Below are 24586 nucleotides of genomic sequence, written 5' to 3'. Positions count from 1 at the left end.
CTATAAGGCTTTGATTTTATTCATTGCTTCAACTAAAATCTCGACTTCTTCCATCATTCTTAGGTAGTTCTTTTCATTCAATGATTGCTGTCCATCTGACCATGCGTGGATTGGATCAGGGTGGATCTCTACGATCATCCCATCTGCGCCACTAGCAACACCAGCTCTTGCCATTGGTGATACGAGATCCCAAACCCCTGTACCATGACTTGGGTCAACGATGATTGGGAAATGACTTAATTTTTTGATGATCGGTACAGCACTTAGATCGAAGGTATTACGTGTCGCTGTTTCGTAAGTACGAATACCACGTTCGATAAAGATGATGTTTGGGTTGTTTTGTACCGCAATGTATTCCGCCGCATTCAACCATTCTTCGATCGTCCCTGAAATCCCGCGTTTCAAGCCAATTGGTTTTCCTGTTTTCCCAACTGCTTCTAATAGACGAAAGTTTTGCATATTTCTGGCACCGATCTGAATGATATCTGTGTATTCGCAAACGACATCGATATGGGCTTCATCCATGACTTCAGTAATGACTTTTAAGCCGTAATGATCCGCTGCTTTACGCATCATTTTCAGTCCTTCTTCTCCTAATCCTTGGAAAGCGTATGGTGACGTTCTAGGTTTGTAGGCTCCTCCACGTAGGACCGTTGCCCCACCAGCTTTCGCCATACGAGCAGTTTCCATGATTTGTTCTTCGCCTTCTACCGAACAAGGACCAGCCATCGTCACAAAACTACCATCACCGATTTTCAAACCATCCACATCAACGACTGTATCTTGCGGATGAAATTCTCGAGAAGTCAGTTTGTACGTATTAGAGATTTTTACTGCACGCTCCACCATGTCGTATCTTTCAAATGGTACACCTTGGATAATTTTTGGATCACCGATCAATCCTAAAACAAGACGATCTTTGCCATGGTTGATCTGGACGTCCAAGCCCTCTTCCTTGATACGTGAAAGTACTGGTTCTAGTTGGTTTACTTCAATTCCTGGTTTAATAATTAAAATCATAAGATAACATCCTTTTTTATTTTTATTTTTTTATCATTGTTTGAATACTTGATCGACAATAGAAAATCGTTCGTTGTTTACTTAAAATAACTCGTTGGAAAATGAACTACTGTGGTTCTCCTTTCGTTAGGTATAAAAAAAGCCCGCCGTAGACAAATCTACAGTGGGCCTTCACCAATTCTAACAAAAAAGCCACTATAGATTTTCATCTATGTGGCGGACAAGTCATCTCAAACATCCTTAGCCATCATAGATACAAACGTTGTGTTTGCACCCATGAATGTCATGAATACAAACCTATCTAAAATAGCTAAAGTAATACGTATTCAGTTGTGAATTCAATGTGATTTTCATAAGAAATCGCTCCAAACTGATTTAAGATTGGTTTAAGTATAGATTTCTTTCTGAAATAAGTCAACTACTTTTTCAAATCTTTTTCTCTTTATGCCAATGATCCTTTAGAAGACCGATGTTTTTTTAAAGTTCCTGTTGATTTTTTCGTTGACAAAAAATACGAACATGTGTTCTAATCATGTAGAAGAGGTGACTGTTATGTTTAAAAATCAAAATCCTGTATTTGACTATCATAAAGAACCTTCTAGAGATATTTTATGTATTGATTGTAAGTCGTTCTATGCTTCTGTTGAATGTGTCTCACTTGGATTAGACCCTTTAACAACCAAACTAGTTGTTATGTCGTATCCCGGAAATTCATGGGAAGAACGTGGTAGCGGGTTGATCCTTGCCTCTAGTCCAGCTGCAAAAAAAGCCTACGGGATCACGAATATCAGTCGTGCGCGTGATTTGCCCTTTCCTTATCCCAGTGATTTATATATTACCCCACCACGAATGGCTTATTATATGGAGAAGAACAAAGAAATCAATGCGATTTATAAAACCTATGCAGACGAAAGTAACCATCATGTCTATTCGGTCGACGAAAGTTTTTTGGATATCACAAATAGTTTGAATTTGTTCGATGCTCCTGATGCCCGGGCACTTGCAAAAAAGATTCGTCAAGACGTTTATGATCAAACAGGGATCTATACCACGATCGGTATCGGTGATAATCCACTATTGGCAAAATTAGCTCTGGATAATGAAGCCAAGGATACCCGAGACATGATCGCCGAATGGCGTTATGAAGACGTCCCTGAAAAACTTTGGCGGATTCCTCAGCTGACAGATTTTTGGGGGATCGGTCGAAAAACAGCGATTCGTTTAAATAAAATGAACATCCATAGCATCTATGAGCTTGCACATGCGGATTACTATCGTTTAAAAAGTGCAATGGGGGTAATTGGTACACAACTTTATGCTCATGCCTGGGGAATCGATCGAAGCTTTCTTGGTGAAGTCTACACCCCTAAATCAAAAAGCATCGGAAATAGTCAAATCCTCAATAAGGACTATACCCGCCGAGAAGAGATTGAAATCGTGATCAAGGAAATGGCGGATCAAGTAGGCACACGCTTACGTCGAGAAGAAGCAAAAGCACAAGTAGTTAGTCTATGGGTCGGTTTTTCTTTAGGCTACACAGATGTTTCAGGAAAAACCGGGTTTCACCAACAGATGAAAATCGAGCCGACCAACGCCAGTCATGTCTTAGCAGAAGCACTATTGATGATTTTTGATCGACATTATCAACGGCAAGATATTCGAAGTATCGGCGTCAATTGTTCTCGCTTAGTTTATGCGACTGGCTTGCAATTGAATCTATTCGATGATCCTAAAGAGCAAGTCAATGCGGCAAAGATTGACTTTGTCGTGGATAAGATTCGACAAAAATATGGGTTCAAAGCAATCGTCCATGCACATAGTTTACTGGAAGGTGGTCGAGCAATCGCCCGCAGTTCGCTTGTAGGCGGTCATGCTGGCGGAATGGCTGGTATTGAAGGTGAAGGACATGCGACGCACGAAAAAAGAATTTCTCGATTACAATGAATACCGCGATCGCCCCTTTGGCTTGAAATGGGGAACCGCTTTTGCCATGGATGAACTAGTGAAAGGGATCGAAGAAAATGCAGCAGCCGCCCTAAAAGACCTCCCTCCCCAATCGCAAATGACGAGAGAGGAAATCGACCAAGTACTATTACAGTCCTTTCTCTACCGACAAAAAGTGACCATCCAATTAAACACAAAAGATGAATTTGGTCGATATAGAGAAAATATCGAGGGCGTTTTCTTAGGCGAATGTGATGAAGAATATCTGACGATTGACCAGTACCATATTCTCTGGGAGAACATTCGTCACGTTGGGTTGAAACAAGAAATAAAATGGTTTGAGTTTAGTACCAACAAGACATATGACGAACAAATCTCCCAATCAATCGATTGGAACAAGCCAAAGCAACAAGCTGAACTGCAATTGATCAAAGATGAATTTTATCAATATTTTGAAGAGGAAAATGAATAAAAGGGAGGCGCTACCGATGACAATGGTAAAGAATCATTTCGAGACTGTCATAATCACTGCTTATATTGCCAAACAAGAAATTACGATCCAAACAAAAAAAGGAGAAAACTATCGAGGAACGATTCAAAAAAAGATGACAGAAGATGGCTTTTATGTAAACGAGGGCTTTATCGCTTGGGATGAACTTGATTCGATCGATTTAGAAGAGGAATATTTTCATTTTTGGCAAGAAATCGTCAAGCAAGCGATTGAGTAATTCAGATAAGCATTGGATTCTTCGGCCATTATTGAATGCTATTTCTCTCAACCTAAAAAGCGTCAACCGGTAAACATGTAAAAAAGATTCTACCGGTTGATGCTACTATTCTCGGCAAAGAACGATTCTATTCGTAAAGTTTGAAAGCTTTAGTTCAAATAGTTTGGGTCAGCCAATAAAGATTGGATTTTATTTGTATCAATAATGAATTCTTGTGTCCCCATAGCACCAGGTGCTACCTCGTATTTATCAAAGAAGATAACAAGCTGGTGTTCTTTATTGATATAAAAACTAGGATCTTTTTTTAATAAAAATGAGCCATTATCCTCTAGAGCAAAATAAGTTGATTCTGGATTTTTTTCCATACGATTTTTCATCTGTTCTTCAATTTCCTTTGAAAGAGCAATGAGATAATCATCATTTTTAAATAATAAAGGCAATGACACAATTACCTCATTTTGTTTATCTAACGTGTCAAATTGATTGTTCGTTTGCGTACTCGCAATTGTCTGTTCGATTGAACGATCAATCACTAAAAAACGCTCATCATTGACCAATATGCGATATCCACCTGTTGTATCAATCTGTTGCCCGTTTTTCTTGATTTCTTTCATTCCTTCCTCATAAGCTCGTTGTCCCTCTGCGAGATATTTTCGATTCAACTGGTCATGGATTTCTTCTTTCCCCATTATTTTTGGTACAGCAATCGAGACACCTGCTTTTTCTTCTTGGAATGAATAGGTTTTACCAGTAATGATCGAAACCAACTCTCCGAGAACAGGGATTTCTGTCGCCCATACGCGAAAGTCTCTATTTTGAACACTTGCGAACAAAATAAGTGCTGAACAGGCGATCCCCAAGCTGATACGACTAGCTTTTTTCACTTGTCGTTTCACTTTCACTTTTTTCTTTGCAATCACAAAACGCTTAAAAAGTTCTTCTTCTAGTTGTTCAGGGATTTCACCCGCTTGATACGCCTGATTCATCATACTTATTTTTTTCTTTGTTCCTCCCATTTCGCTATTCACTCTCCTTTATTTTAAAATTTCTTTGTAATTATCTAGCGAGCGATACATTTTTGTTTTCACGGTATTTTCATTTAAATTTAAAATATGCGCAATTTCTTTCAATGTAAATCCCTCAAAAAATTTCAAGATAATGATCTCGCGTTCTGGGCTAGGCGTTTGGCTCAATAATTCTCGTAATTCCATGTAAGAAACATCATTTTGAAAATCGATGAATTCAAGTCCTGGACCGTCTTCCAATTCAAAATTCAAAGGCATTCGTTTATTCTTACGCCAATGATCAATTGCTGTTCGGACTAAGATCTTATAAAACCAAGCTTGAAAATGATCAATCTTCTTTACCTTTGAGAAATCCATCAACGCCTTTTGAAAGCTATCTTGGATAACATCTAGTGCATCCTCCGAACTGTGTGTATAACTATAAGCGATCCGATACATTTTTTGATATTGTGTCTCAATCAACTGTTCTAACTGAGATTCATAATATTTGACTCGTTGCTTTTTTGCGATCCGATTAAAAATATTAGACACCTCCCTCTCTCAGAAAATGATTTGCATTGATTGTTTCACCTCAAATAATATATATGGCCCAGTATTTTCGTAAAATCCCTGTTTGCTTCCTTACTTAGTTGCGTATCTTCCCTTCTCTTTAATTCATTTATTTCTATTTCCTTTTGTTTTTCTTCTCTGATTGAAAATGTATCCATTGAATACATCAATAAAAAGAGGCTAGTAAACAGGAACAATAAGACTAGGAAAATTAGCTCTATCGTTAAAAATGAATCGTTTTTTTCATGTTTCATACGCTCACTCCGCTTTCTTTTTTTATACTTAATTAGACGATCGTTTTCTAAGAAAAGTTTCAAAAAAATCAACTTTATTTTGAGCATTCCTACATTTTGAATCACTAACTTTGCACAAAAGACAGTTTGTGAGATTCTGATAAAAGTGTTAAGCTCCGCTAAAAAGCACCAAAACCCCACAATTATTCATCAATGGATTTTGGTGCTTGTTTATGTAGTATTCACTTCTAGAAAACCATTTATTCGTTTTTAGAAAGAGATAGACCGAATGACCAGACCTTTTCAACTTAATATGGAATAAACACTGCGAATCGAAGAAACCATTATCGACATAAAGAGGGACCCACAAAAATTTGAAAAGCAATTTTGTAGGTTCCGCCTTATTTCTCAGAGCTAAACCGATTGCGCCCCAACTAAATGCTATTTTTTTACTTTTTTTAGGACTCGTTCCAATCGTGGCCGATTATAGCGTTGAATCATAATGAATGGGACATTGACAAGAAGCGCATAAAAAACCATGACCCATCCCGCCCATTTTGGATTCCACAAAAAGAAAAGGAACGCTGGCGCGATCAATAGCCAATGCGTCAGCTCTGCTCTTTGTGTTTCGATGATGAATTTCTTCAGTGCGGCGGAATCAGTCTTACCAAGCCTAGATTTATCGAATCCTCGCTTAGCAATCACAGTACCATCTGGCAGCTTGTCTTTCCATTTTTTTATCCGAAATTTTTTCTCCCAAATCACTCCTTGCTTTTCAAAAGAAAAGGAACGAAACCAACGACGCTTTCTTTCAAAAAATGAGTCAGCGATTTGGCGGACACCGTAAGAAATACCTAAATGGAAAATAAACCAGGCAAGAATGTCAAGCATCACTAATACTCCAGTGGTCAAATGGATCAGTGGCATAAAAACCTCCTAAAGTTTGATTTTTCTTCCTTTCCAAGACACTGATTTCAAAAGATACGTTTGGATCAACGACCACAAAAACAAGAAAAGAAAGAAGATAAAAAAGAACGGAAAAACGAACAAGAAAATCGGCTTGAAATTTCCTACACGTTTGGCAAATACAATACATTGGAGCACATACAGGCAATAGATGACCAGTACAAGCGGCCATTGTGCCATACCAAAAGCCAACATCGTACCAACTCCGCCACTTATCCAGAGGATGACTCCTAACAAAATAAAGGGATTGGTTGCTCTAGAAGCTGTGGCAAAATCCTTTGTCCATCCTTGGATCAATTGCTTGAAACCTTCAGGATACATGCGAAAAGCAATCAACTCTTTCCCACCATATAAATGGATGGGAAACCCTGCCTTTTGAAAACGTTTGGCTAAAGCCATGTCATCTAAGATCCCACTAGGTATATCTTTATGCCCATCGACTTGGAAGTAATCGGTTTTCGAGCATAAGATACACGGCCCGAACGCCCCCGCTGCTTTTAATTTTTCACCTAGCACAGAAAAAGTATTCAACCCTACCAGAATGACCACATTGAAAACAAACGAGAGCTGTTCATAAAAGCGAACAGTTTGATGAAACGGTTGAAGCGACAGCAAGCCACTATTCCCTCTTTTTTCGTATTCATTCAATAGTCTTTCCAAACTATTGTCTGTCTGAAAAAATGTATCTGCATCTAAAAATAAGAAATGCTCACTTTGGGCCTTTGTTGCACCTAACCAACAAGTAGCCGCCTTTCCATGCTGTTCACGATCATTTGAGAAAACTGTTGCATCTAAGTTTTTGGCGATTTCTGCTGTACCGTCAGTGGAAGCATCATCCACGACGATGATTTCTCGTGGTTGGATCGTTTGCCTTTGGATCGATTGTAGCAATTTGGGGAGCGTATTTGCTTCGTTACGTACAGGAATAATAATTGAAACATTTGTGTCAAAACGTTTTGCAGAGGTTAGGTTTGTGATGAATGGCAGTCGATAAAAGATACACCAACCTGAAAGCCAAGCGACAAAAAGGACGATCATTATTAGTAACAAAATAAGCCTTCCTTCCTATACATCCGCTTCTCTTCGGGCAATCTTGTCACTCACTTGTTGCCCACTCAAAGTGACCATTGGCATACCTGCACCTGGATTGACTGTCCCACCTACAAAGTATAAGTTGTCATAGCGCTCACTATGTTTTGCATGTTTGAACCCATGATTTTTCTTACGATCAGATACAGTCCCATAGATTGCTCCACGATGGGATAAATAATTTTTTTGGATATCTTCCGGGGTCCAACGATTTTCATAGACAATATGTTTTCTCAAATCCGTTAACCCCATCGTTTCTAATTTGATCAAGATACGCTCCCGAAAGGCATCGTATTCTGCCTCTGTAAATGGTTGATCTTGTAAATAAGGGATGTGCGGTAAAATCTTGATGTTCTCATGTCCTTCGATGGTTTGAGAAGGATCAGTCTTATTGACATTCACAAGATAGATCGTTGGGTCGTCTGGCAACTGATGCTGATGGAAGTTTTGATCAAAGTTTTCTTTAGAAGCATTCGAAAAGAAAAAATTATGATGGGCTAATTGTGGGTATTCTTTATTAACACCTAGATGCAAGACAAAACCTGAACTTGCGGGTTCAAATTTCTTTTCTAATTTCTCTGTAAACGCTGGTTTTTCATCTAATAATTGTTCATAAGCTGGGATCACTTCCATATTCGAAACAAAATAATCTGCTTTGATCACCGTCCCATCCGCTAGTCGTGCCGAACGGATCTGTTCATCCACTACATTTAGTTTTTCAACCTGACAGCCAGTATGGAACGCTACGCCGAGCTCTTTCCCAAGGTTGACGATTCCTTCAGCAATTTTATGCATTCCGCCCGGAACATACCAAATTCCTTGCTCATGCTGCATATAACTCATCATATTTAAAACCGCTGGCGCATCATAAGGAGAGGAACCGACATATTTGCTGAAATACCCTAAGATATCTTGCATTTTTGGATGACTCACACGTTTAGCGATTCCATCATGCATCGAAGAAAAATAATCAAACCCTTTCAACGCTTTGATCACACCATGTTCTTTTAAAATCTCCATTGTCGAATCAAGCCCTTTGTCAAAATAACCGACTTCGGTGGCCGCATAGATTTCCTTCGCATAGTCTAAAAAATCTTGATACTCCATCATGTCTTTTGCAGTCAGCAAAGGATTTTCTTGGGCCATTTTCGTTAAATCACTGTATAGATCAATCGTTGTGTGATCAGGAAAAAAAGAACGCCACTGCAAATCTAACCGTTCGATCGGAATGTAATCTGCCATCTGTTTGCCACTCGTGAGAAACAGTTTTTCAAAAATTTGGGGCATCGTCAAAATCGATGGACCTAGATCAAAGCCAAACCCATTTGCTTCTAAACGGTTCAATTTCCCCCCTAAATGATCGTTCTTTTCATATAGTGATACGTCGAATCCTTCTTGGGCTAAGGAAACTGCTGCAGACAAACCACCAAGTCCACCTCCCAGAACAATGACTGATTTCTGTTTGTTTTTCACAAAATCACCTCTTACTTTCTAAGTCTCAAAGCACATTTTCACAGATGCAAACTCGTATGATCCAACTGTAAAAAAACACTCTATATCTATCTCTATAGTAGCATATCTCTAAAAAAACTTATTTTATTGCGCATTGTATTGTTATAAAACAATAAGAAAGGATAAAAGAAAAAACAGAAGAAACAAACACGTAAGAAACGCTTTGTCTATTCTGTCTTAGGCTAATGGCAACTTCTTATGCGCTGATTTCGTTGCTTCTATCAAAGTATCGGCACAAACAAGCCACTGATCTTCTCTTTGATTTTCGTCCATGCACTTCGCCGTTGCCATTCGTCTTTTTTGACCTTTTCAGCGTGGGCTAAATCTTCTGTAAAATGGACGTTCAATTCATCGATCGTTTTTGATGGACCATAAATGAACATTGACAGTTCATGATTGAGATAAAAACTGCGAATATCAAAATTAGTTGATCCAATCGTTGCGACCACATCATCAACGATCATGTATTTACAATGGATAAATGCAGTCGTATCGTAGATCGACACTTCAACTCCTGCCGATAACAAATCATCAATAAACGAGTTCGTCCCATGAAATGAAATCCCGCGATCGCCTTTTCCTGGTATGATCAATTGCACGTTGATCCCACAGCGAGCTGCTCGTCTAAGCGCCCCAAGTGTTTCTTCATCTGGAATAAAATAAGGCATAGCAATCTTGATCGAATCAACTGCTTTACCAATCAAGTCATTGAAAGAGTCTTTGATGATCCTCTCCTGATCATACGGCCCTCCGTAAACGACCTGTACGATTTCCGAACCTTTTGGTTGTTCCGTTTGTAAGGGAAAATACAGCTCTTGCTGGTTGATGAAATAAGTGATCGTTTCCGTTCCTTCATCGAGAAATAACCAATCATAAACGAAACATTCCTGCAACTCGAGTACAGAAGGCCCTTCGATTCGAACATTCGTATCTCGCCAATAGGAAAACTTTTTCCCGCGTCCACTATACTCATTCCCGATATTCATACCACCAGTGTGTGCAATTTCCCCATCGATCACAACGATTTTCCGATGATTGCGCCAATTGGCTTTGTTACTCAGCCACGGTGAATTCAATAGATCATAGGTTCTTACCTCTACACCATTTTCTCGCATCGTATCTAATAATCGATTCGGGAAAGCAATTGATCCGACACTGTCATACATAAAACGTACTTTGATTCCCTGTCGAGCTTTTTCGATCAAAGCAGCAACTAGTTCTTCGCCAGTTTCATCCCCTTTTATAATATAGAAGAAAACATGGACATGATGTGTTGCCTGTTTGATATCTTGCAACAATGAAGCAAAAGCATCCGTCCCTTCTTTTAACAATGTCAATTGATTGTCTTTTGTGGGATACTTTGCGGAAAGATGGAAAATTTCTTTGGAAAGATCGTGCTTGGCATGAATGATTTCTGAATGTTCCTGAAGAATCTTGGACACCGTTTCTTGTATGTTTCGTTCGTTCTCTAGTTGCTGTTTCGATAACTTGCGTAATCGTGGCTCACGACCAATCAGATAGTACAGCATGATCCCAACGATCGGTAAAAATAATAACGCTAAGATCCAAGCGATTTTAGAGGTTGCTTCTCTTTGATCAAAAATCACTAAATAGCCACAAAGAAGAAAGGCAAACATTTCCACGATCAACCACGCATAAATGATTTGATTCAAAAAAATAATCAGCGAAACAGCTACAAGAATCAATAATATCAATAATATTTTGTATTGTTGCAATTTATTCTTTATCATATTTATCTCCATATTCGCTTGCTTCGTTTTTTTTACTTCTTTTTTTGTGCCGATCAACGTTAATGGTGACAGCACACCTTATATAGATTATATACGTTATAGTTACTCTAGTGTAAAGGGATCTCTCGTTTTCTTCGCACTTTTTACAGAAAGTTTTCTACTATATAATAGTACTTTTCCCCCTCATTTTTAAGAGAATGAAAGAAATGAGATAATATTCATCCTCTCACACTCTCTAAAACTTAGTAAATGTATTCAAAAAAGAATGTTAGCAAAAATAAGCCAGAAACCCTAAAAATCTTGGGGTTTTCTGGCTTATTTTTCGAAACTGTATATGGCTGTCACAACTCTTTTTCTTTATTGATTTTCTGGAACACTGCTTAATTCCCATGTTAACGACGTTGTATATTGCTCAGCTTCTGGATACGCTCCTTTCGGTACATAGAGACCAACACTCTTATCTGCCGATTCTTGATCACCAAACCGATAGATCCACGTGCCAGTTCCAGATTCCTTATCTGCCTGTAATAAGATTTGTTTCGTATTTGGTAAAATCCTCTGCATGGATTCTTCCTGTAGCTCAGGCGCAGTTCCGCCTTGTGCTGTCGCCAATTGTTGATTACTCAATTGGATTTCCGAACCAATCAATTCATGACCATTTTGATTACTGAATTGTCCATTCTGGGTAACCGATAATTGCCAACCACTTCGCTCATTGTCCGGTCGACGATCACTGATTTGAACATAATTTGGTCGCTCTTCGTTCTCTTTCACTGTCCCATCTTCATTCAACAATCGTTGAGGTTGGGCATAGTAGGTTTTATCCTTAACTGAGATATTCTGTTTCCCAAAATTGAAGCGAGAAATAAAATCAATACTTAATGCCCCTTGTTCTTCTGGAAGTTCTGGCTGATTTTCCGGAAGCACTTCTTTTTCAGGGTCTAAAGGATCAACTGGCGCAACTGGATCCCAATTCCCAACAGTTAAAATAGTCGCCGCAGCAAAAGTCACATCATGGAAATCTAATGGTTGTGCTGGATTGATGTTCCCTTGTTCATTATTTGTTAGCGGTGGATTTACAACCCCAGCCGCTTTTGCGGAACCATTCTTGTCTCTTAAAAAAACTTGGATCTCATCTTCTTTTGTTAACTGAAGTTCACTAAGATCAATCGTGAATTCCCCATACTCATCCACAACAACATTTTCTGTATCAATCTCTTGATCATTATGGATAGCAGTAACTGTTACTTCTTTGTTTTCCGTGAACCCTTTAATCATTGTACTATTACTTGAGACTACAGAAGAAGAAAACTCGGCGGGTTTTGGTGGAACGATTGGAAAGACTTCTACTGTATCTGTTAAAATAATATTTTCATATCCTTGTGTTAATTCTCCGGAAGTGAGGCGAACTTCTTTAATTTTGACCTTATCTCCTTTTTGCAGGTGCTCTTCTAAATCGACTTCAAATAATCCAGCACGTGGTTCTTCACCATAGATACTGATGCCTGGTTCTTCATTTGAGTGTCCCACAGTTTTAGTAGTATGTTCTGTTTTCGTTCCATTGGCATGTTCAACTTCTACAATGACTGTAGCTTCCCCATCCCAAGCAGAGCGGCTTTCTTCTAATCCAACTGGAATGCTGATATGTCCATGAATCTTTTTGTCGGCATTTGTTGGAACTCTGAGTTCATCTGCAATTGCCCACCGGGCATTATTTGAACTTAATCTAGAATATGTCGTCAATCCTGTTGTACCAAAATTATCAGTATTCAGTACATCTGGTTGATTCGTTTCTCCTAAAGTATTGAAATTTGTCCCTGAGAAAGAAAAATCTAAAGTTGGGAAGTTTAAATCAGGATCAGCATCTAAGTTTGAACCATTTTTCCAAACTGCTAAGTCACTATTTGATGCCTTTAAACTAGAACCGCTTGCGACATTAAATAGATTCCCTCCACTAGGACGATTATTTCTAAAATCCATAAATAAAGGATTGTCGAATTCTACATTTAAGACACCTGCTCTAAATACTCCACCAGCAGCAGTTGAAGTCCTTCCTATTGCTTCAAAATAACCACCATTGCTATTCTTAACTTTCCCCGCTCCAGATAGATCTATAGCTGGTCCATTTTCAGCTAAAATAGTAACTTGTGACCCCGGATCTGTTACGGAGAAGGATGTATTATCTCCAGAAGTTAAATGAATACCCTGATTGCCGCCAGCGGTATTTCCATTACTAACTTGTCCGTCACCAGGATTATTTACATACAATTTCCCACCATTAGAAACCATGATATGGTTATTATCACCCAACATGCGTATTCCAGGAGCATTTCCACTAGATTTCTCAATAAGTACATTGCTATTATTGATATTAAATTCACTAAATCCTGAATTTAAAAATCTCAATGTGGCCCTTGCATTACCGTATGAGCCATCAACAGTTGTACTACCTGTCGTTCTGTTTGATTTTAATAGCAATTCACTTGTATCTTCTACCGTATATTTATTTTCAGTTCCCTGTAATACTATAGCGCTCGACATATTAGCATCGGCTTGTAACAATGACTTTTCTGAGATAACAAAATTTATTTCACTTTTATCATTAGTTCCTATAAACAAGCTTGCATTTTGATTTGCTTCCGTAGTCCAATTACTCTTAAGATAAACTTTAGCTTCTTTATTAATAGATATAGTATGTTTAGTTCCTGCCAAATGAACGGAATTTGCCGCATTCGTAGAAACATTAATCTCAGATCCATCTATGACTTGAAAGAATCCATTACTTGCTTGAAAGAAAATCCCTCTCTTCGCCCCTGCTGTTACGTTAACATCTAAATTGGATTGATTTCGTACTGTTAGTTCTGATGATTCTCCTACAAATTGGATGGCATTATTAGCTGTATCAGTTGCATCACTTGTCGGTCCACTTGTGTTCAAAATTAATTTGGATTGATTTTCAAGAATCATCTTTGAGTGTGCTCCACTAAATAATATATTTCGGGCTGTTCCACTTCCACTAGTTAACTTCACTTCACTGTTGTTTGTTATATTTAATAATGAGTCTGTACCGCTTAATAGAATTCCATTATTAGAACTACTCATGTTTAAATTCAGTTGGCTCTCATCAATAACAATTTCTCCATCGGCGTTATCTGTGTGTAAAGGTATCCCTGTTGTAGAATTTGAAGATAAATGGGTTTTTGTCAATTCAATTTTTCCGGACACCCTCAACGCTTGGCCTGTTGTTGTCTCGATAGTATTTTTTGATTCTGAAGATATATAATTTGAATTACTACCGTTTAAACGTACTGCTAGTCCCGTTAATCCTTTAATATTTAGCTCAGAGTTATCTAGCACTTGGAATAACCCATTACTTGCTTGAAAGAAAATCCCTCTCTTCGCCCCTGCTGTTACGTTAACATCTAAATTGGATTTATTTCGTACTGTTAGTTCTGATGATTCTCCTACAAATTGGATGGCATTATTAGCTGTATCAGTTGCAGCACTTGTCGGTCCACTTGTGTTCAAGATTAATTCGGATTGATTTTCAATAATCATTTTTGAACGTGCTCCACTAAATAATATATTTCGGGCTGTTCCACTTCCACTAGTTAACTTCACTTCACTGTTGTTTGTTATATTTAATAATGAGTCTGTACCGCTTAATAGAATTCCATTATTAGAACTACTCATGTTTAAATTCAGTTGGCTCTCATCAATAACAATTTCTCCATCGGCGTTATCCGTAGATATAGGTAGGCCTGTTGTAGAGTTAGTGGAAAGGTTTGACCTTAATATATTAATTTTTCCGTTTACTCTCATCGCTCTCCCAGTTGTGGTAGTTAAATTCATATTAGAGTTTGCTATCGTTAAAATCCCGTTCTGGCCTTCTGACCGAATTGCTTCTGCGGTCGCAGAAGTTACAGAAAATTCCGAGTTATTTACCGTGAGTTGCGAATTGTTTCCAGCAAGATATATTCCTCTTTTTGATAATGTCGTTCGAAGAGAGAATGTACTTTCTTGATCCAAGCTAAACTTAGGAGATACGCCCGAAAGGACGATCGTATTGTTGGTTGTGTTTGTTGGTGTCGTTGCAGTAGCTGGTCCTATTGTACCTACTGACAGATGTCCATTTTGAACGGCTATTTCTGGATTTTCTCCTCTTAGATCAATCGTATTCGCCGCACCAGCAGTAGTTGTGATTGTAACTTTTGCTCCCCGTTCTATCGTAAGCTTTGGCTCCGCTACTGTGGCAGAAGAAAAGAAGACCGTCGCATTTCCACGACTAATTGTGACTTCTGCTTGGTTTGTTGCTACGACTTCTTTTGCTACGATGAAGGTTTGTGCAGAAGCTGTACGTGTAAAGTTTGATACGCCACCTGTAAAATGAATGTTTCCTTCAGGAAGAGAAGCTAATCGCATGGTATTCGCATTCACCTCGGTAATATTTTCTAATTCAACGGTCCAATTTTTACTGATTTCTACCGTTGCGTTGATCAATGGTGTTGTACCAACTTTTGTAAGTCTTGTATTTTCAATTCGAAAAGCACTTGGCTCCATTACTTCTGCTAGTTGAAAATAAAAGCCATTTATGCCAAATGTTAAAGTATACCCGTTTCCTTGGATAAGTAACGGACGATCCACAGTTAGTACGTTTGTTGTAGACTCCGTCAGATTCGCTTGAACGGAAATGATCCCAATATCAGGATTGGCAACGGCTGCTCTAAATTGCGCCATCGTAGTGACTTCTTCCGTCTTTCCATCAAAGACTGTCAGTTCACTCACCCCTAACTCCTCATCTGTTTGTTGCTCCTGCGGCACTTCTACCACAGGCTCACGAACTTCTTCTGCCGGTTGTTCATTAACTTGCTCTTCTTCTATTCCACTTTCTTCTTTTAATTCCTCTTGTCCTACTGTGTTGTCCTCGGACGATTCTGATTCTTCGATTGGGACTTCTTCACTAGGCTCTTCTTGCTCACTGATTTCTAGATGGGCCGTCGTTTCTTCCACCGACAGTTCATAGTTTCCCGCTTTTTCAAATACTAAAGGAAGAACAAATGTATTTCGCGCACGTTTTGACTGAACGATCCATTCATGAGGCTGCTCTCCTTGTTCGATTGAAATCCCTGCTGACAATTGATCTTGGATGAGCGTTGCTTCTTCTGGTAAGACCACTCGTGCCTCTGACACTTCTTGATCAGAAAAGAACGTCACTTGTAGCGGAACTTTTATCGTTCCTTGCAATTGAGATTGAGAAAAGAAAAAGTTAGGATTACTGGATAGTTCTTTTAAGGAGTTTTGGATAGCAGGGAGTTCCACTTGCTCATGTTCCACGCTGTCTATCATGGTTTCTGCGTAGACCATGCCTATCGGTATAGTTACTGTTTGTATCACTAAAATTGTCGTCCCTAAAAAAAGCATCGTTCTTCTTAATCTTGAGGGCATTGTATTCACTCCTTCTCATTACTCTTATTCGGTTGCTCTTTTTTTCTTTTATGGATTAGGTAAAGAATTATTCCAAGCAATAAAACAAGTAACATGATTGAACCAATCATCCACCAATTAATACTCGTATCGATCATAACATCTGCTCGATTCAATGCTCGTGCTTCATCCGCTTCGATCGCAAAGGTTCTTTCCCATTGCCATTCATCTTCCCCAGAACGTGCCGTCATTTTCAATACGTAGTCACCACTGCGAAAACGATCACCTTCCAAAGAAATCGGGAAATTAAAATTGGAATTGGGTGCCATTTGCATCTGTTCTTGACTGGCTTGGTATAAAATCTCTTCTTCGCCCACTTTTTGAACCGTAGCTTCGACTTCTAAGCGATTCACGAATGTCGGGGTGAAGTTTTGTAGATTCGCACTGATCACATTGCGATAGTTGAGTTGGTCAGCAAAAACATCTAACAACTCTAAGTCCGGTTGTACAGCATCTTGTTTGTTGCTCACAACCACACCGATGATATACGCAAAATCATTTTGGATGGCGACACCTTCTTCATTACTCGTTTCTTCTGTTGCTTCTTCTTTGACTTCTGACACTCGTAATCCGCCAGCTAACAATCCTTCAAATTCTTCTTTAGGTATGTTCAAATCAAGCGTAACGGTCTTTGTTTCATTTCCAGCAAGCTCAATGATTTCTGGTTGTTCAATCAACTCAGCCAACGAATGTTTGAGCGTTGGATCTGCTTCTTCCGCATCTTGTCCATATTCTACGACCCCCATCACGTTGGTATAAGCAGTATGTGGCGTGATTTTGATTTTCTTTGCCTCTGCGTTTGCGTTTTGTAGTTTCAACGTTAGCTTTTCTGTCGTGTCTGGTGCAAGATTCAATTGAAAATAACGATCATTTCCTGATTTTTGATTTGCTGAGAACTCAGGCGTTACATAAAAATTCAACGTTCCTTCTTCCGCTCCAACCAACATGGGAGCCATCAGGCTGACAATCATGACGAGTAATACGATCCCCACTTGTTGGATTTTATTTTTTCGATATGTACTTGTCTTTTTCATAAACTTACCCCTTTCTTTAAAGGAGGTAGCGCTACAAAATTGTAACGCTACCACATTCACTTCTATAAACAAAAATCGGTTGCTTTTTAATGATTATGATTCGTTATGTTACTCATATTTTTTTTCTTGTTAATTTACACCACTAACATCAGGTGTATTGGATAATTCCCAAGTTAGTGTTGATTTGTATTGAGTCGCATCTTTTGCTGTAGAACCCGGAACAAATAATTGGATCGCATTGTTGGTTACCACATCAACCTCATCGTTCGCCTCTTGTGCATCCAAGTCTGCTTGATTTCCCCAAACGACTGAAGATACACCTGCACCTTTATCTTTTTCTGCTTTCATCACTGACACAGCAGAAGCATTTGGCAACAATTTCAATTCGCTCGCATGAGCCGCTGGGGCATTCTCAGGCGTACTTCCTTCATACTGGATTCTTGGATCCAACAATGAAATTTCTGCACCGAGCAATGTATCATTTGTTGTATTCGTTGCTTTAAAGTCGGTCATGCGTACTTGCAGATTCCAACCAGCATTCGTTCCACGGACATCTTGTACTTGTGCAAAACTGACATAAGGGACTTTGTTTTCTTCACCAGTTGTTCCCTTTTTTTGTTGTTTTTCTGCAACCATATTGTATGTTCGATCTTGATTTGAAATGACTTGTGAACCGAAATCCATTGTGACAGCTTTCATGATCGATAAAGGTCCAGTTGTTCCTGGCACTTCAGGCTCAATCTCGACATCTGGTTCTTTTACTGGCGGAACAACGACTAGCTCTTCATCTTCATTTGGTGTAAATTCAATCGTTCCATTAGTTGTTACATTACGCACTTCTTTTGATGTGTCTGTGGAACCATCTTCTGCAAATACAGTCATACCTCCGGCAAAAACTGTTGATGATAAGGCTGCAATTGTTGCTAATCTCACTAATTTCATTTATACACGTCCTACTTTCTATGATTGTTTTTTCTTTTTGTATTTCCAAAACCAAAAACTAAGTGTCACTATCACAAGAAAAACCCCTAAAATTATCCAACTACTCATTTGTTGTGCATTCGTTTTTGGCAATCTTCTGTGACTGGCATCTCTCTCCTCTGACGGTTGTTGAGCGATTTCTTTTGGGAAATCTGGTTTGATTTCGACTTCTGGCGCTGGTACTGGATCTCCAGGCATTTCATACACGCCTGTAAAACCGACTGTCCCCTCTGTTTCAACCGATCGAACCTCTGTCCCGTATACAACCAACGGTGCATAACATTGAATAAGTAACATACTCAGGCTTAGTATGTATTTTTTTTTACGATTCATTTCCCTCCTCCTATAACCTTTCTCACATAATAGTAATTATCATTACTTTCTGCATAAATAAGATTAACGTAGCGCAAAAAGAAAAGAAATTCATATTTTTCACTAACTAGTGAAGTGGCTTGTTCCTACTTTCACTATGTGACTTTGATAGATTCGCTCTTTTAGTTGCACAACAAAAAATCGATGAAGAACCGCGGAGATCAGTTAATCTCTTTAGTTACTTCATCGATTAATGTCGTTTTTTACTTCTTACAGCATACTATTGAGTAAAGGATTCAACTGAGTAAAAATGTTGACCCAATCATTTCTATTAGGGACTCGATTAATCAACAAATAGTCCTTGTTCAACTGGTAATCCAATAAATAAGGACGATAATTCGTTACGATCAAATCAACATGCTCAACGTTCAAACGTTCTTCTGTCAATTCATGTAACGGAACAAACAGCACATGATGCTGCTTCGACAACAGTTGATTGGCTTGGACTTTGATCAACTGAACGAGTAAATGATTACCTTCCAAAAGAAACAACACTGTTTTCTTGGGTGAATAATAAGAGAACAAGATTTCTGTATACATCGTTAAACTTGCTATGATATCTTCTAAATATTTCTCTGAGAAAGACAGCAATGGTTGATTTTTTTGAATAAATTGTCGATTTTTCTCATAGGCTAAACCATAGAGATCTTTGATGATAATAATTTCTTCACTTAATAATTTATTCAGTATTGGTGCCATTTCATTATTGATTTTCCTCCCCAGAAAAAAGGCAGAAAGAAAGGTGGATAATATGGGATTAGTCTTCCGGTCGATGTTGAATAATTGGAAGTAAGATTCAATCACTAGATCTATTTCAGACCACTGATTATACTTCTCCAAAAAGACAGTCTCGTGCTCGATATTATCAATCGTTCGTTTGCTGATTATAATCAGAAAAAGCCAAATGATTTCATCTTGGTGGATCGAAATACCATACTCCTTTTTGATCAGTGGAATCAATTCAGACATCAATAAAAAATCTGTCTCATTGCTAAAATCAATCTCTTTTATCTTACGAGGTAAAGAGATGATATGCCCATTCTTATTTCTGATCATCGTGATATACAAACAGTAATAAAATCCTGTGACCATGATCCCTGTTCCTATCTCATACTTACCAAGACGCTCACCTAGCTTATCTAAAAACATCTGGTGGATACTTTCTGGAGGATAAACAGTATACGGTGTTGGTTCTCCTTCATAAAAAAAATCAAAAAAAAACTTGCGGATATTCTCTTCTTTTCCCACAAGATCCACTGGTTTTAAGCTAAGTGAAAGCTGATATTCTTTTAAAACCTCTTTGATTTGAGCGACTGATCGTAGCATCGTACTTTCTGAATAATTATAGCGATCAGCTAATTCTCCGACAGATACTAGCTCTCCATAAAAAATGTCACTGATAATTTCAAACCAAATCTCCGATTGTAACAATGCTTCTTTGTCTTCATGATACAGTCGTCGATTTTTTTCTTTAAAAAAATAGCCAGTGGTATTTGACTCAAAAATCGCACTCTCTTCAAAGTGATGTTTCAGTTCACTGACATCTTTTAGGATCGTCCGTTTAGAAACACCAAGCTGCTGGGACAATCCAACAATTGTAAACATATTCTGTTGTTCGATCACATTTAAAATCCGCATCCACCTTTCTGTAATCGTATTTGTAATAAATTTTAACTGTAACTCTCGCATTTTCACACCTCTTTTGCTTTTTATATCTATTCTTAAAAAAATAGATTGTAAACATGTATAACAAAAAAAATGGAAAAATACTAATAATAAATAAGTGAATAAATCAAAAAATAACACGACTATTATATCTTTCCATGACAGGTTGACAAGTTTAAACATATCATGTTATACTCACTTTAACAAATTGAAGGAGGTCACTATGCGAGAAACATTTTTAGCGTTATTACGCGATTCCACGCCCCTATTTACGACATTACAAGAAGAAAATCGTCAAGAAATCGTCAGTTTGCTAGTAGAAAAAGGTGGTTTAAGTGTGACAGAAATCACAGAAGAAATGTCTATTTCTCGCCCCGCTATTTCTCATCATTTAAAGTTGCTTTTACAAGCAGGGATTGTGTATGTCGAAAAACGTGGCAAAGAGCGGATCTATTATTTAGATGTTGCTTGTATCAAACGTAACTTGAAAGGATTTATGCAACTATTAGAAAAAATATAAAAAGGCTTCGGCCTTTCTTTTTAAATAAATAGGTTCATAAGTTCGAACATATAAATATATTAAAAGGAGAAAACGGATGATCAACCAACTTTTACAGGATCAACAACATTTTTTTGAAACAGGAAAAACAAAATCAATCGACTTTCGATTAGTCCAATTAATCAAACTGAAACAGGCGATGCAAGAAATAGAGATTGAATTGACACAAGCATTATTCAAAGATTTGCGAAAACCAGCACACGAAGCATATGTCACTGAAATTGGTGTTGTCTATCAAAGTATTTCTGAAATGATCAAAAAATTAAAGAAATACGCCAAGCGAAAAACCGTTCATACACCGATTTATATGTGGGGGAAAAGTTATCTTGAGTATGAACCTTATGGACAAGTGTTGATCATTGCTCCTTTTAATTACCCTTTTCATTTAGCTATTGAACCACTGATTGGGGCAATTGCCGCAGGGAATACGGTGATTTTGAAGCCAAGCGAATTAGCGCCAAATGTGGCTAAAGTTCTGACAAAGTTGATTCATTCAACTTTTGACAAAACATACATTGCCTCGGTCGAAGGTGGTGTGGACGTAACGACTGAATTACTCGCACAAAGATTCGATTATATCTTCTTTACTGGCAGTGTCCCAGTAGGAAAAATCGTAATGCAAGCTGCCGCAAAGAATTTGACACCCGTCACTTTAGAATTAGGTGGCAAGAGTCCCGCGATCGTCGATGATACTGCTAATTTAAAAGTGGCAGCAAAGCGCATCGTTTGGGGAAAATTGCAGAACAACGGACAAACTTGTATTGCGCCAGATTATGTTTTAGTGTCCCGTAAACGAAAAGACACATTGATCAAAGAAATGATTATTGCCACGAAAGAATTTTATGGTTCTGATATCCGAAATAACACAGACTATGGCAGGATCATCAATGATCGCCATTTTATCCGATTGCAACAGATGTTAGAAGCTGACCACTCCTTTGTCGTATTTGGTGGTGAAACAGATCGGGAAGATTTATATATTGAACCCACCATTTTGGATTTACCTAGTCATGATGCCGCAACGATGCAAGAAGAAATCTTTGGGCCGATCTTACCAATCTTGACTTTTGATACCATCGATGATGCGATTTCTCAAGTTAAACAGTATGAAAAACCTTTAGCACTATATCTATTTACAACATCGAATCGGAAAAAAGAACAGCTCATGACCGCTATTTCATCAGGAAATGTGACGGTCAATGATGTTCTGAAACATGTAGCCAATCCTCATTTACCTTTCGGTGGTGTAGGAGAATCTGGTATCGGTGGCTATCACGGAAAATATAGTTTTCTTACCTTTTCTCATCAAAAAGGAGTCTATGAAAATCGTTCAACCTTCAACATTCCTGGATTATTCCCACCTTATTCAAATCGGTCGTTGAAACTTTTAAAAAAAATACTGAAATAAAAGGAGAATTCAATGCTATTATCAGAAATCACTTTACCAAATCAAACAATCTTAAAAAATAGAATCGTCAAATCTGCAATGAGTGAAACACTTGCCGACAAAGAAAATAACCCAACTGAAAAACATATTCATCTTTATCACCGTTGGGCTCAAGGCGGTAGCGGACTTTTAATTTCAGGAAATGTCATGGTCGATCGTGATCATTTAGGTGAACCTGGAAATGTTGTTATAGATGAAAATACAGATAAATCAATTTTAAAAGCCTGGGCCAAAGCTGGAACAGAAAACCATACAAAATTTATTTTACAAATCAATCATCCCGGCAAACAGTCACCCAAAACAATGAACTCACAACCGGTTGCACCTACTGCTCAACCAATAGGTGAAGAACTTCAAGGATTTTTTAATCCTCCAAGAGAACTAACTACTAAAGAGATCAAAACACTGGTGGAACAATTTGTTACAGTTGGTAAAATAGCGGAAGAATCTGGTTTTTCTGGAGTACAGATCCATGGTGCACACGGCTATCTCATCAACCAATTTCTTTCTCCAGCAGATAATCAGCGAACCGACCAATACGGTGGTTCTTTGGAAAATCGGATGCGTTTCCTTCTTGAGATCTACCAAGGGCTAAGAGAAGCCACTACACCGGAATTTATTGTTGGTTTAAAACTTAATTCCACAGATTTTACTGCTCAAGGGTTTAGTGAAGAAGACTCGCGTCAAGTTATTTTAAAAATGGCGGAACTAGGGATCGATTTTGTTGAGATTTCTGGTGGCAATTACGAAAAAACAAAATTCATGGAGGTTGGGAAAGGGGCATTTTTCCTTGATTTTGCTAAAGATATCCAACAGCAAGTGACAACCCCAATCATTCTAACTGGTGGACTGACACAACCAGAAACAATGGAAGAAGTAATCACTAAAGAAAAAATTGCAATGGTTGGACTAGCACGAGCACTAGCAATGAATCCAGAGTTGCCAAATCAACTAGCAGAAGGACATGCTCAAGACATTCAGTTACCACGTCTAACGACACATCTGAAAAATCTCGACAAAAAAGCTGGGAGCATTATTAGTCTTTCTTATTATGAACAACAAATGAATCGCTTAGCGACTGGTAAAGAAGCTAAATTTACAGCCAACGCTTGGTCACCGCTTCTTGATGCAATGTTTAGACATGGTCTAAACAGTCTAAAACCAAGACGCAGATGATAGTTGCTAGTCAATTAACAAAAAGAAAATCCGTTCGACTTTCTGTTTCTTAGTCGAACGGATCTTTTTTTGATGCAACACAGAAAAACTTGTTAGTTACCTCATAAACAGACTATCTGATCAATAAGAAGATGATATTTTTCAGCTATTCTTTTTGACCAGATAACATGAAAGAGCAAACCGATGAGATTCGATAAAACAGACTGTTCATATTCGTTACATTTCTTGTATGAAAATGACTCACATCTATTTCTCTTAAATTGCGCATCTGGGTAAACATACGTTCATATTTGTTACTTGACTCGTATCTAAATACTCCATTCCTTCAATTGTTTGGACATTTCGTAAATTTTCCAAAAAATCCTTGGTTATGTTCCCCCTGCTCAGCATTCGATAAGACACTATTTCTTGTTCCAATCAAACTTCCCCGTAATTCGATCCTGCCCGTGATAACGATGCTGTTGATCATTTCTTGATTCGCGGACGTATGATTAAAATAATCCATCGCTCCATATCGACCACCAACATTATTTTCCTCATCGAAGATGCCAGAACCTAGAGTCAGTGTCCCAGAAGCATCGACTGTCCATGGAATCGTTCCTAGTTGACCAGATTCAACGGCTGCAGGATCAAACCCTTCAGTCTCATTAACAAACGCTTCTACATCGCTTTGTTCAATAGTCCACTCAGGCGCTTCTATAAGTTCAGTACTTATCTCCGCTCCCTCATAGAGCCTATCATTTTCAATTTCTTCAAATTGAGAAAACTCTTCTGTCCCGTTTTCTTGCGGAATATTATTAAAATGGAACACATCGTCTTTTAAAACCAATTCGTCATTGCTATGTGCTTCTGGTGATTCCTTCGATTCTACGTGAATCGCAATTACTTGCCCAACTGGCAAAAGCATCATCACAACATTGAAAATCAAAAGTTGTTTTTTTCACAAACCTTTCTTTCTCATGTAGCCACCCACCCTAACTCTATATAAGTGAAAGAATTTGTCATTAATAGCTTATAGCGTGCTCAATCAAACAATATATCTTACTCATGT

General features: G+C 38.2%; 20 protein-coding genes. 6 read left to right on the top strand and 14 right to left on the bottom strand.

Going from position 1 to position 24586, the window contains the following annotated elements; all coding sequences use genetic code 11:
* Positions 1 to 1020 carry a 3-deoxy-7-phosphoheptulonate synthase gene (gene aroF / locus IGJ00_RS02730; protein ID WP_066025183.1) on the bottom strand — a complete coding sequence of 340 codons (1020 nt, stop codon included), beginning with the start codon at positions 1018 to 1020 and terminating at the stop codon, positions 1 to 3.
* Positions 1021 to 1572: 552 nt separating this feature from the next.
* Here aroF and IGJ00_RS02725 point away from each other — a divergent pair.
* From IGJ00_RS02725 to IGJ00_RS02715, 3 genes are read left to right on the top strand one after another with little or no spacing between them, the layout of a single operon-like run.
* The gene (locus tag IGJ00_RS02725; RefSeq protein WP_438844085.1) at positions 1573 to 2964 is read left to right on the top strand and encodes a Y-family DNA polymerase; all 1392 of its coding nucleotides are present in this window, start codon (positions 1573 to 1575) and stop codon (positions 2962 to 2964) included.
* On the top strand, positions 2927 to 3436 hold the full coding sequence (locus IGJ00_RS02720) for a hypothetical protein (protein ID WP_438844084.1): 510 nt from the start codon (positions 2927 to 2929) through the stop codon (positions 3434 to 3436). Before IGJ00_RS02725 ends, IGJ00_RS02720 begins: the two co-directional genes overlap by 38 nt.
* Before the next feature lie 16 nt (positions 3437 to 3452).
* Positions 3453 to 3692: a hypothetical protein gene (locus tag IGJ00_RS02715; RefSeq protein WP_086334316.1), complete on the top strand. Its 240-nt coding sequence runs from the start codon at positions 3453 to 3455 to the stop codon at positions 3690 to 3692.
* 149 nt (positions 3693 to 3841) lie between these two features.
* Here IGJ00_RS02715 and IGJ00_RS02710 read toward each other — a convergent pair whose 3' ends face one another.
* From IGJ00_RS02710 to IGJ00_RS02660, 11 genes are all read right to left on the bottom strand, one after another.
* On the bottom strand, positions 3842 to 4708 hold the full coding sequence (locus IGJ00_RS02710) for an RsiV family protein (protein ID WP_438844083.1): 867 nt from the start codon (positions 4706 to 4708) through the stop codon (positions 3842 to 3844).
* 18 nt (positions 4709 to 4726) lie between these two features.
* Positions 4727 to 5248 (bottom strand): RNA polymerase sigma factor, encoded by a 522-nt coding sequence (locus IGJ00_RS02705; RefSeq protein ID WP_438844082.1) that lies wholly within the window; start codon positions 5246 to 5248, stop codon positions 4727 to 4729.
* Between the two features lie 692 nt (positions 5249 to 5940).
* Positions 5941 to 6426 carry a glycosyl-4,4'-diaponeurosporenoate acyltransferase gene (locus IGJ00_RS02700; RefSeq protein WP_108173527.1) on the bottom strand — a complete coding sequence of 162 codons (486 nt, stop codon included), beginning with the start codon at positions 6424 to 6426 and terminating at the stop codon, positions 5941 to 5943.
* Positions 6427 to 6435: 9 nt separating this feature from the next.
* Positions 6436 to 7515 carry a glycosyltransferase gene (locus tag IGJ00_RS02695; RefSeq protein WP_108173528.1) on the bottom strand — a complete coding sequence of 360 codons (1080 nt, stop codon included), beginning with the start codon at positions 7513 to 7515 and terminating at the stop codon, positions 6436 to 6438.
* Positions 7516 to 7530: 15 nt separating this feature from the next.
* Entirely contained in the window at positions 7531 to 9027 is a 1497-nt protein-coding gene (locus IGJ00_RS02690) for a phytoene desaturase family protein (protein WP_430604389.1), read from the bottom strand.
* A 260-nt stretch (positions 9028 to 9287) separates the two neighbouring features.
* Positions 9288 to 10817, bottom strand: a complete 1530-nt coding sequence (cls, locus tag IGJ00_RS02685; protein WP_086334310.1) for a cardiolipin synthase — start codon at positions 10815 to 10817, stop codon at positions 9288 to 9290.
* A 357-nt stretch (positions 10818 to 11174) separates the two neighbouring features.
* Positions 11175 to 16262: a WxL domain-containing protein gene (locus IGJ00_RS02680; RefSeq protein ID WP_438844081.1), complete on the bottom strand. Its 5088-nt coding sequence runs from the start codon at positions 16260 to 16262 to the stop codon at positions 11175 to 11177.
* A gap of 5 nt (positions 16263 to 16267) precedes the next feature.
* A complete protein-coding gene (locus IGJ00_RS02675; RefSeq protein ID WP_438844080.1) occupies positions 16268 to 17335 on the bottom strand; it encodes a DUF916 and DUF3324 domain-containing protein in 1068 nt (355 codons plus the stop codon).
* A gap of 129 nt (positions 17336 to 17464) precedes the next feature.
* Positions 17465 to 18277 carry a WxL domain-containing protein gene (locus IGJ00_RS02670; protein ID WP_161642570.1) on the bottom strand — a complete coding sequence of 271 codons (813 nt, stop codon included), beginning with the start codon at positions 18275 to 18277 and terminating at the stop codon, positions 17465 to 17467.
* An 18-nt stretch (positions 18278 to 18295) separates the two neighbouring features.
* On the bottom strand, positions 18296 to 18649 hold the full coding sequence (locus tag IGJ00_RS02665; protein WP_074801651.1) for an LPXTG cell wall anchor domain-containing protein: 354 nt from the start codon (positions 18647 to 18649) through the stop codon (positions 18296 to 18298).
* Positions 18650 to 18898: 249 nt separating this feature from the next.
* Complete coding sequence (locus tag IGJ00_RS02660; RefSeq protein WP_260697323.1) at positions 18899 to 20377, bottom strand: helix-turn-helix domain-containing protein; 1479 nt, start codon at positions 20375 to 20377, stop codon at positions 18899 to 18901.
* A gap of 199 nt (positions 20378 to 20576) precedes the next feature.
* Between IGJ00_RS02660 and IGJ00_RS02655 the strand changes: the two genes are divergently transcribed.
* The 3 genes from IGJ00_RS02655 (at position 20577) to IGJ00_RS02645 (ending at position 23535) form a co-directional block, all read left to right on the top strand.
* Positions 20577 to 20873 (top strand): ArsR/SmtB family transcription factor, encoded by a 297-nt coding sequence (locus IGJ00_RS02655; RefSeq protein WP_010736298.1) that lies wholly within the window; start codon positions 20577 to 20579, stop codon positions 20871 to 20873.
* A 76-nt stretch (positions 20874 to 20949) separates the two neighbouring features.
* A complete protein-coding gene (locus tag IGJ00_RS02650; protein ID WP_438844079.1) occupies positions 20950 to 22320 on the top strand; it encodes an aldehyde dehydrogenase in 1371 nt (456 codons plus the stop codon).
* Between the two features lie 12 nt (positions 22321 to 22332).
* On the top strand, positions 22333 to 23535 hold the full coding sequence (locus IGJ00_RS02645; protein WP_142433659.1) for an NADH:flavin oxidoreductase/NADH oxidase family protein: 1203 nt from the start codon (positions 22333 to 22335) through the stop codon (positions 23533 to 23535).
* A 145-nt stretch (positions 23536 to 23680) separates the two neighbouring features.
* Here IGJ00_RS02645 and IGJ00_RS02640 read toward each other — a convergent pair whose 3' ends face one another.
* Together IGJ00_RS02640 and IGJ00_RS02635 are read right to left on the bottom strand one after the other, a co-directional pair.
* Positions 23681 to 23803, bottom strand: a complete 123-nt coding sequence (locus IGJ00_RS02640) for a hypothetical protein (RefSeq protein WP_438844078.1) — start codon at positions 23801 to 23803, stop codon at positions 23681 to 23683.
* 57 nt (positions 23804 to 23860) lie between these two features.
* Positions 23861 to 24463: a hypothetical protein gene (locus IGJ00_RS02635; protein ID WP_074801665.1), complete on the bottom strand. Its 603-nt coding sequence runs from the start codon at positions 24461 to 24463 to the stop codon at positions 23861 to 23863.
* Positions 24464 to 24586: the final 123 nt, after the last annotated feature.

Source organism: Enterococcus sp. AZ062 (genome assembly GCF_051715065.1).
GTDB classification, from domain to species: Bacteria; Bacillota; Bacilli; order Lactobacillales; family Enterococcaceae; genus Enterococcus_B; species Enterococcus_B mundtii.
This window is presented reverse-complemented; position numbering and strand designations above follow the sequence as displayed.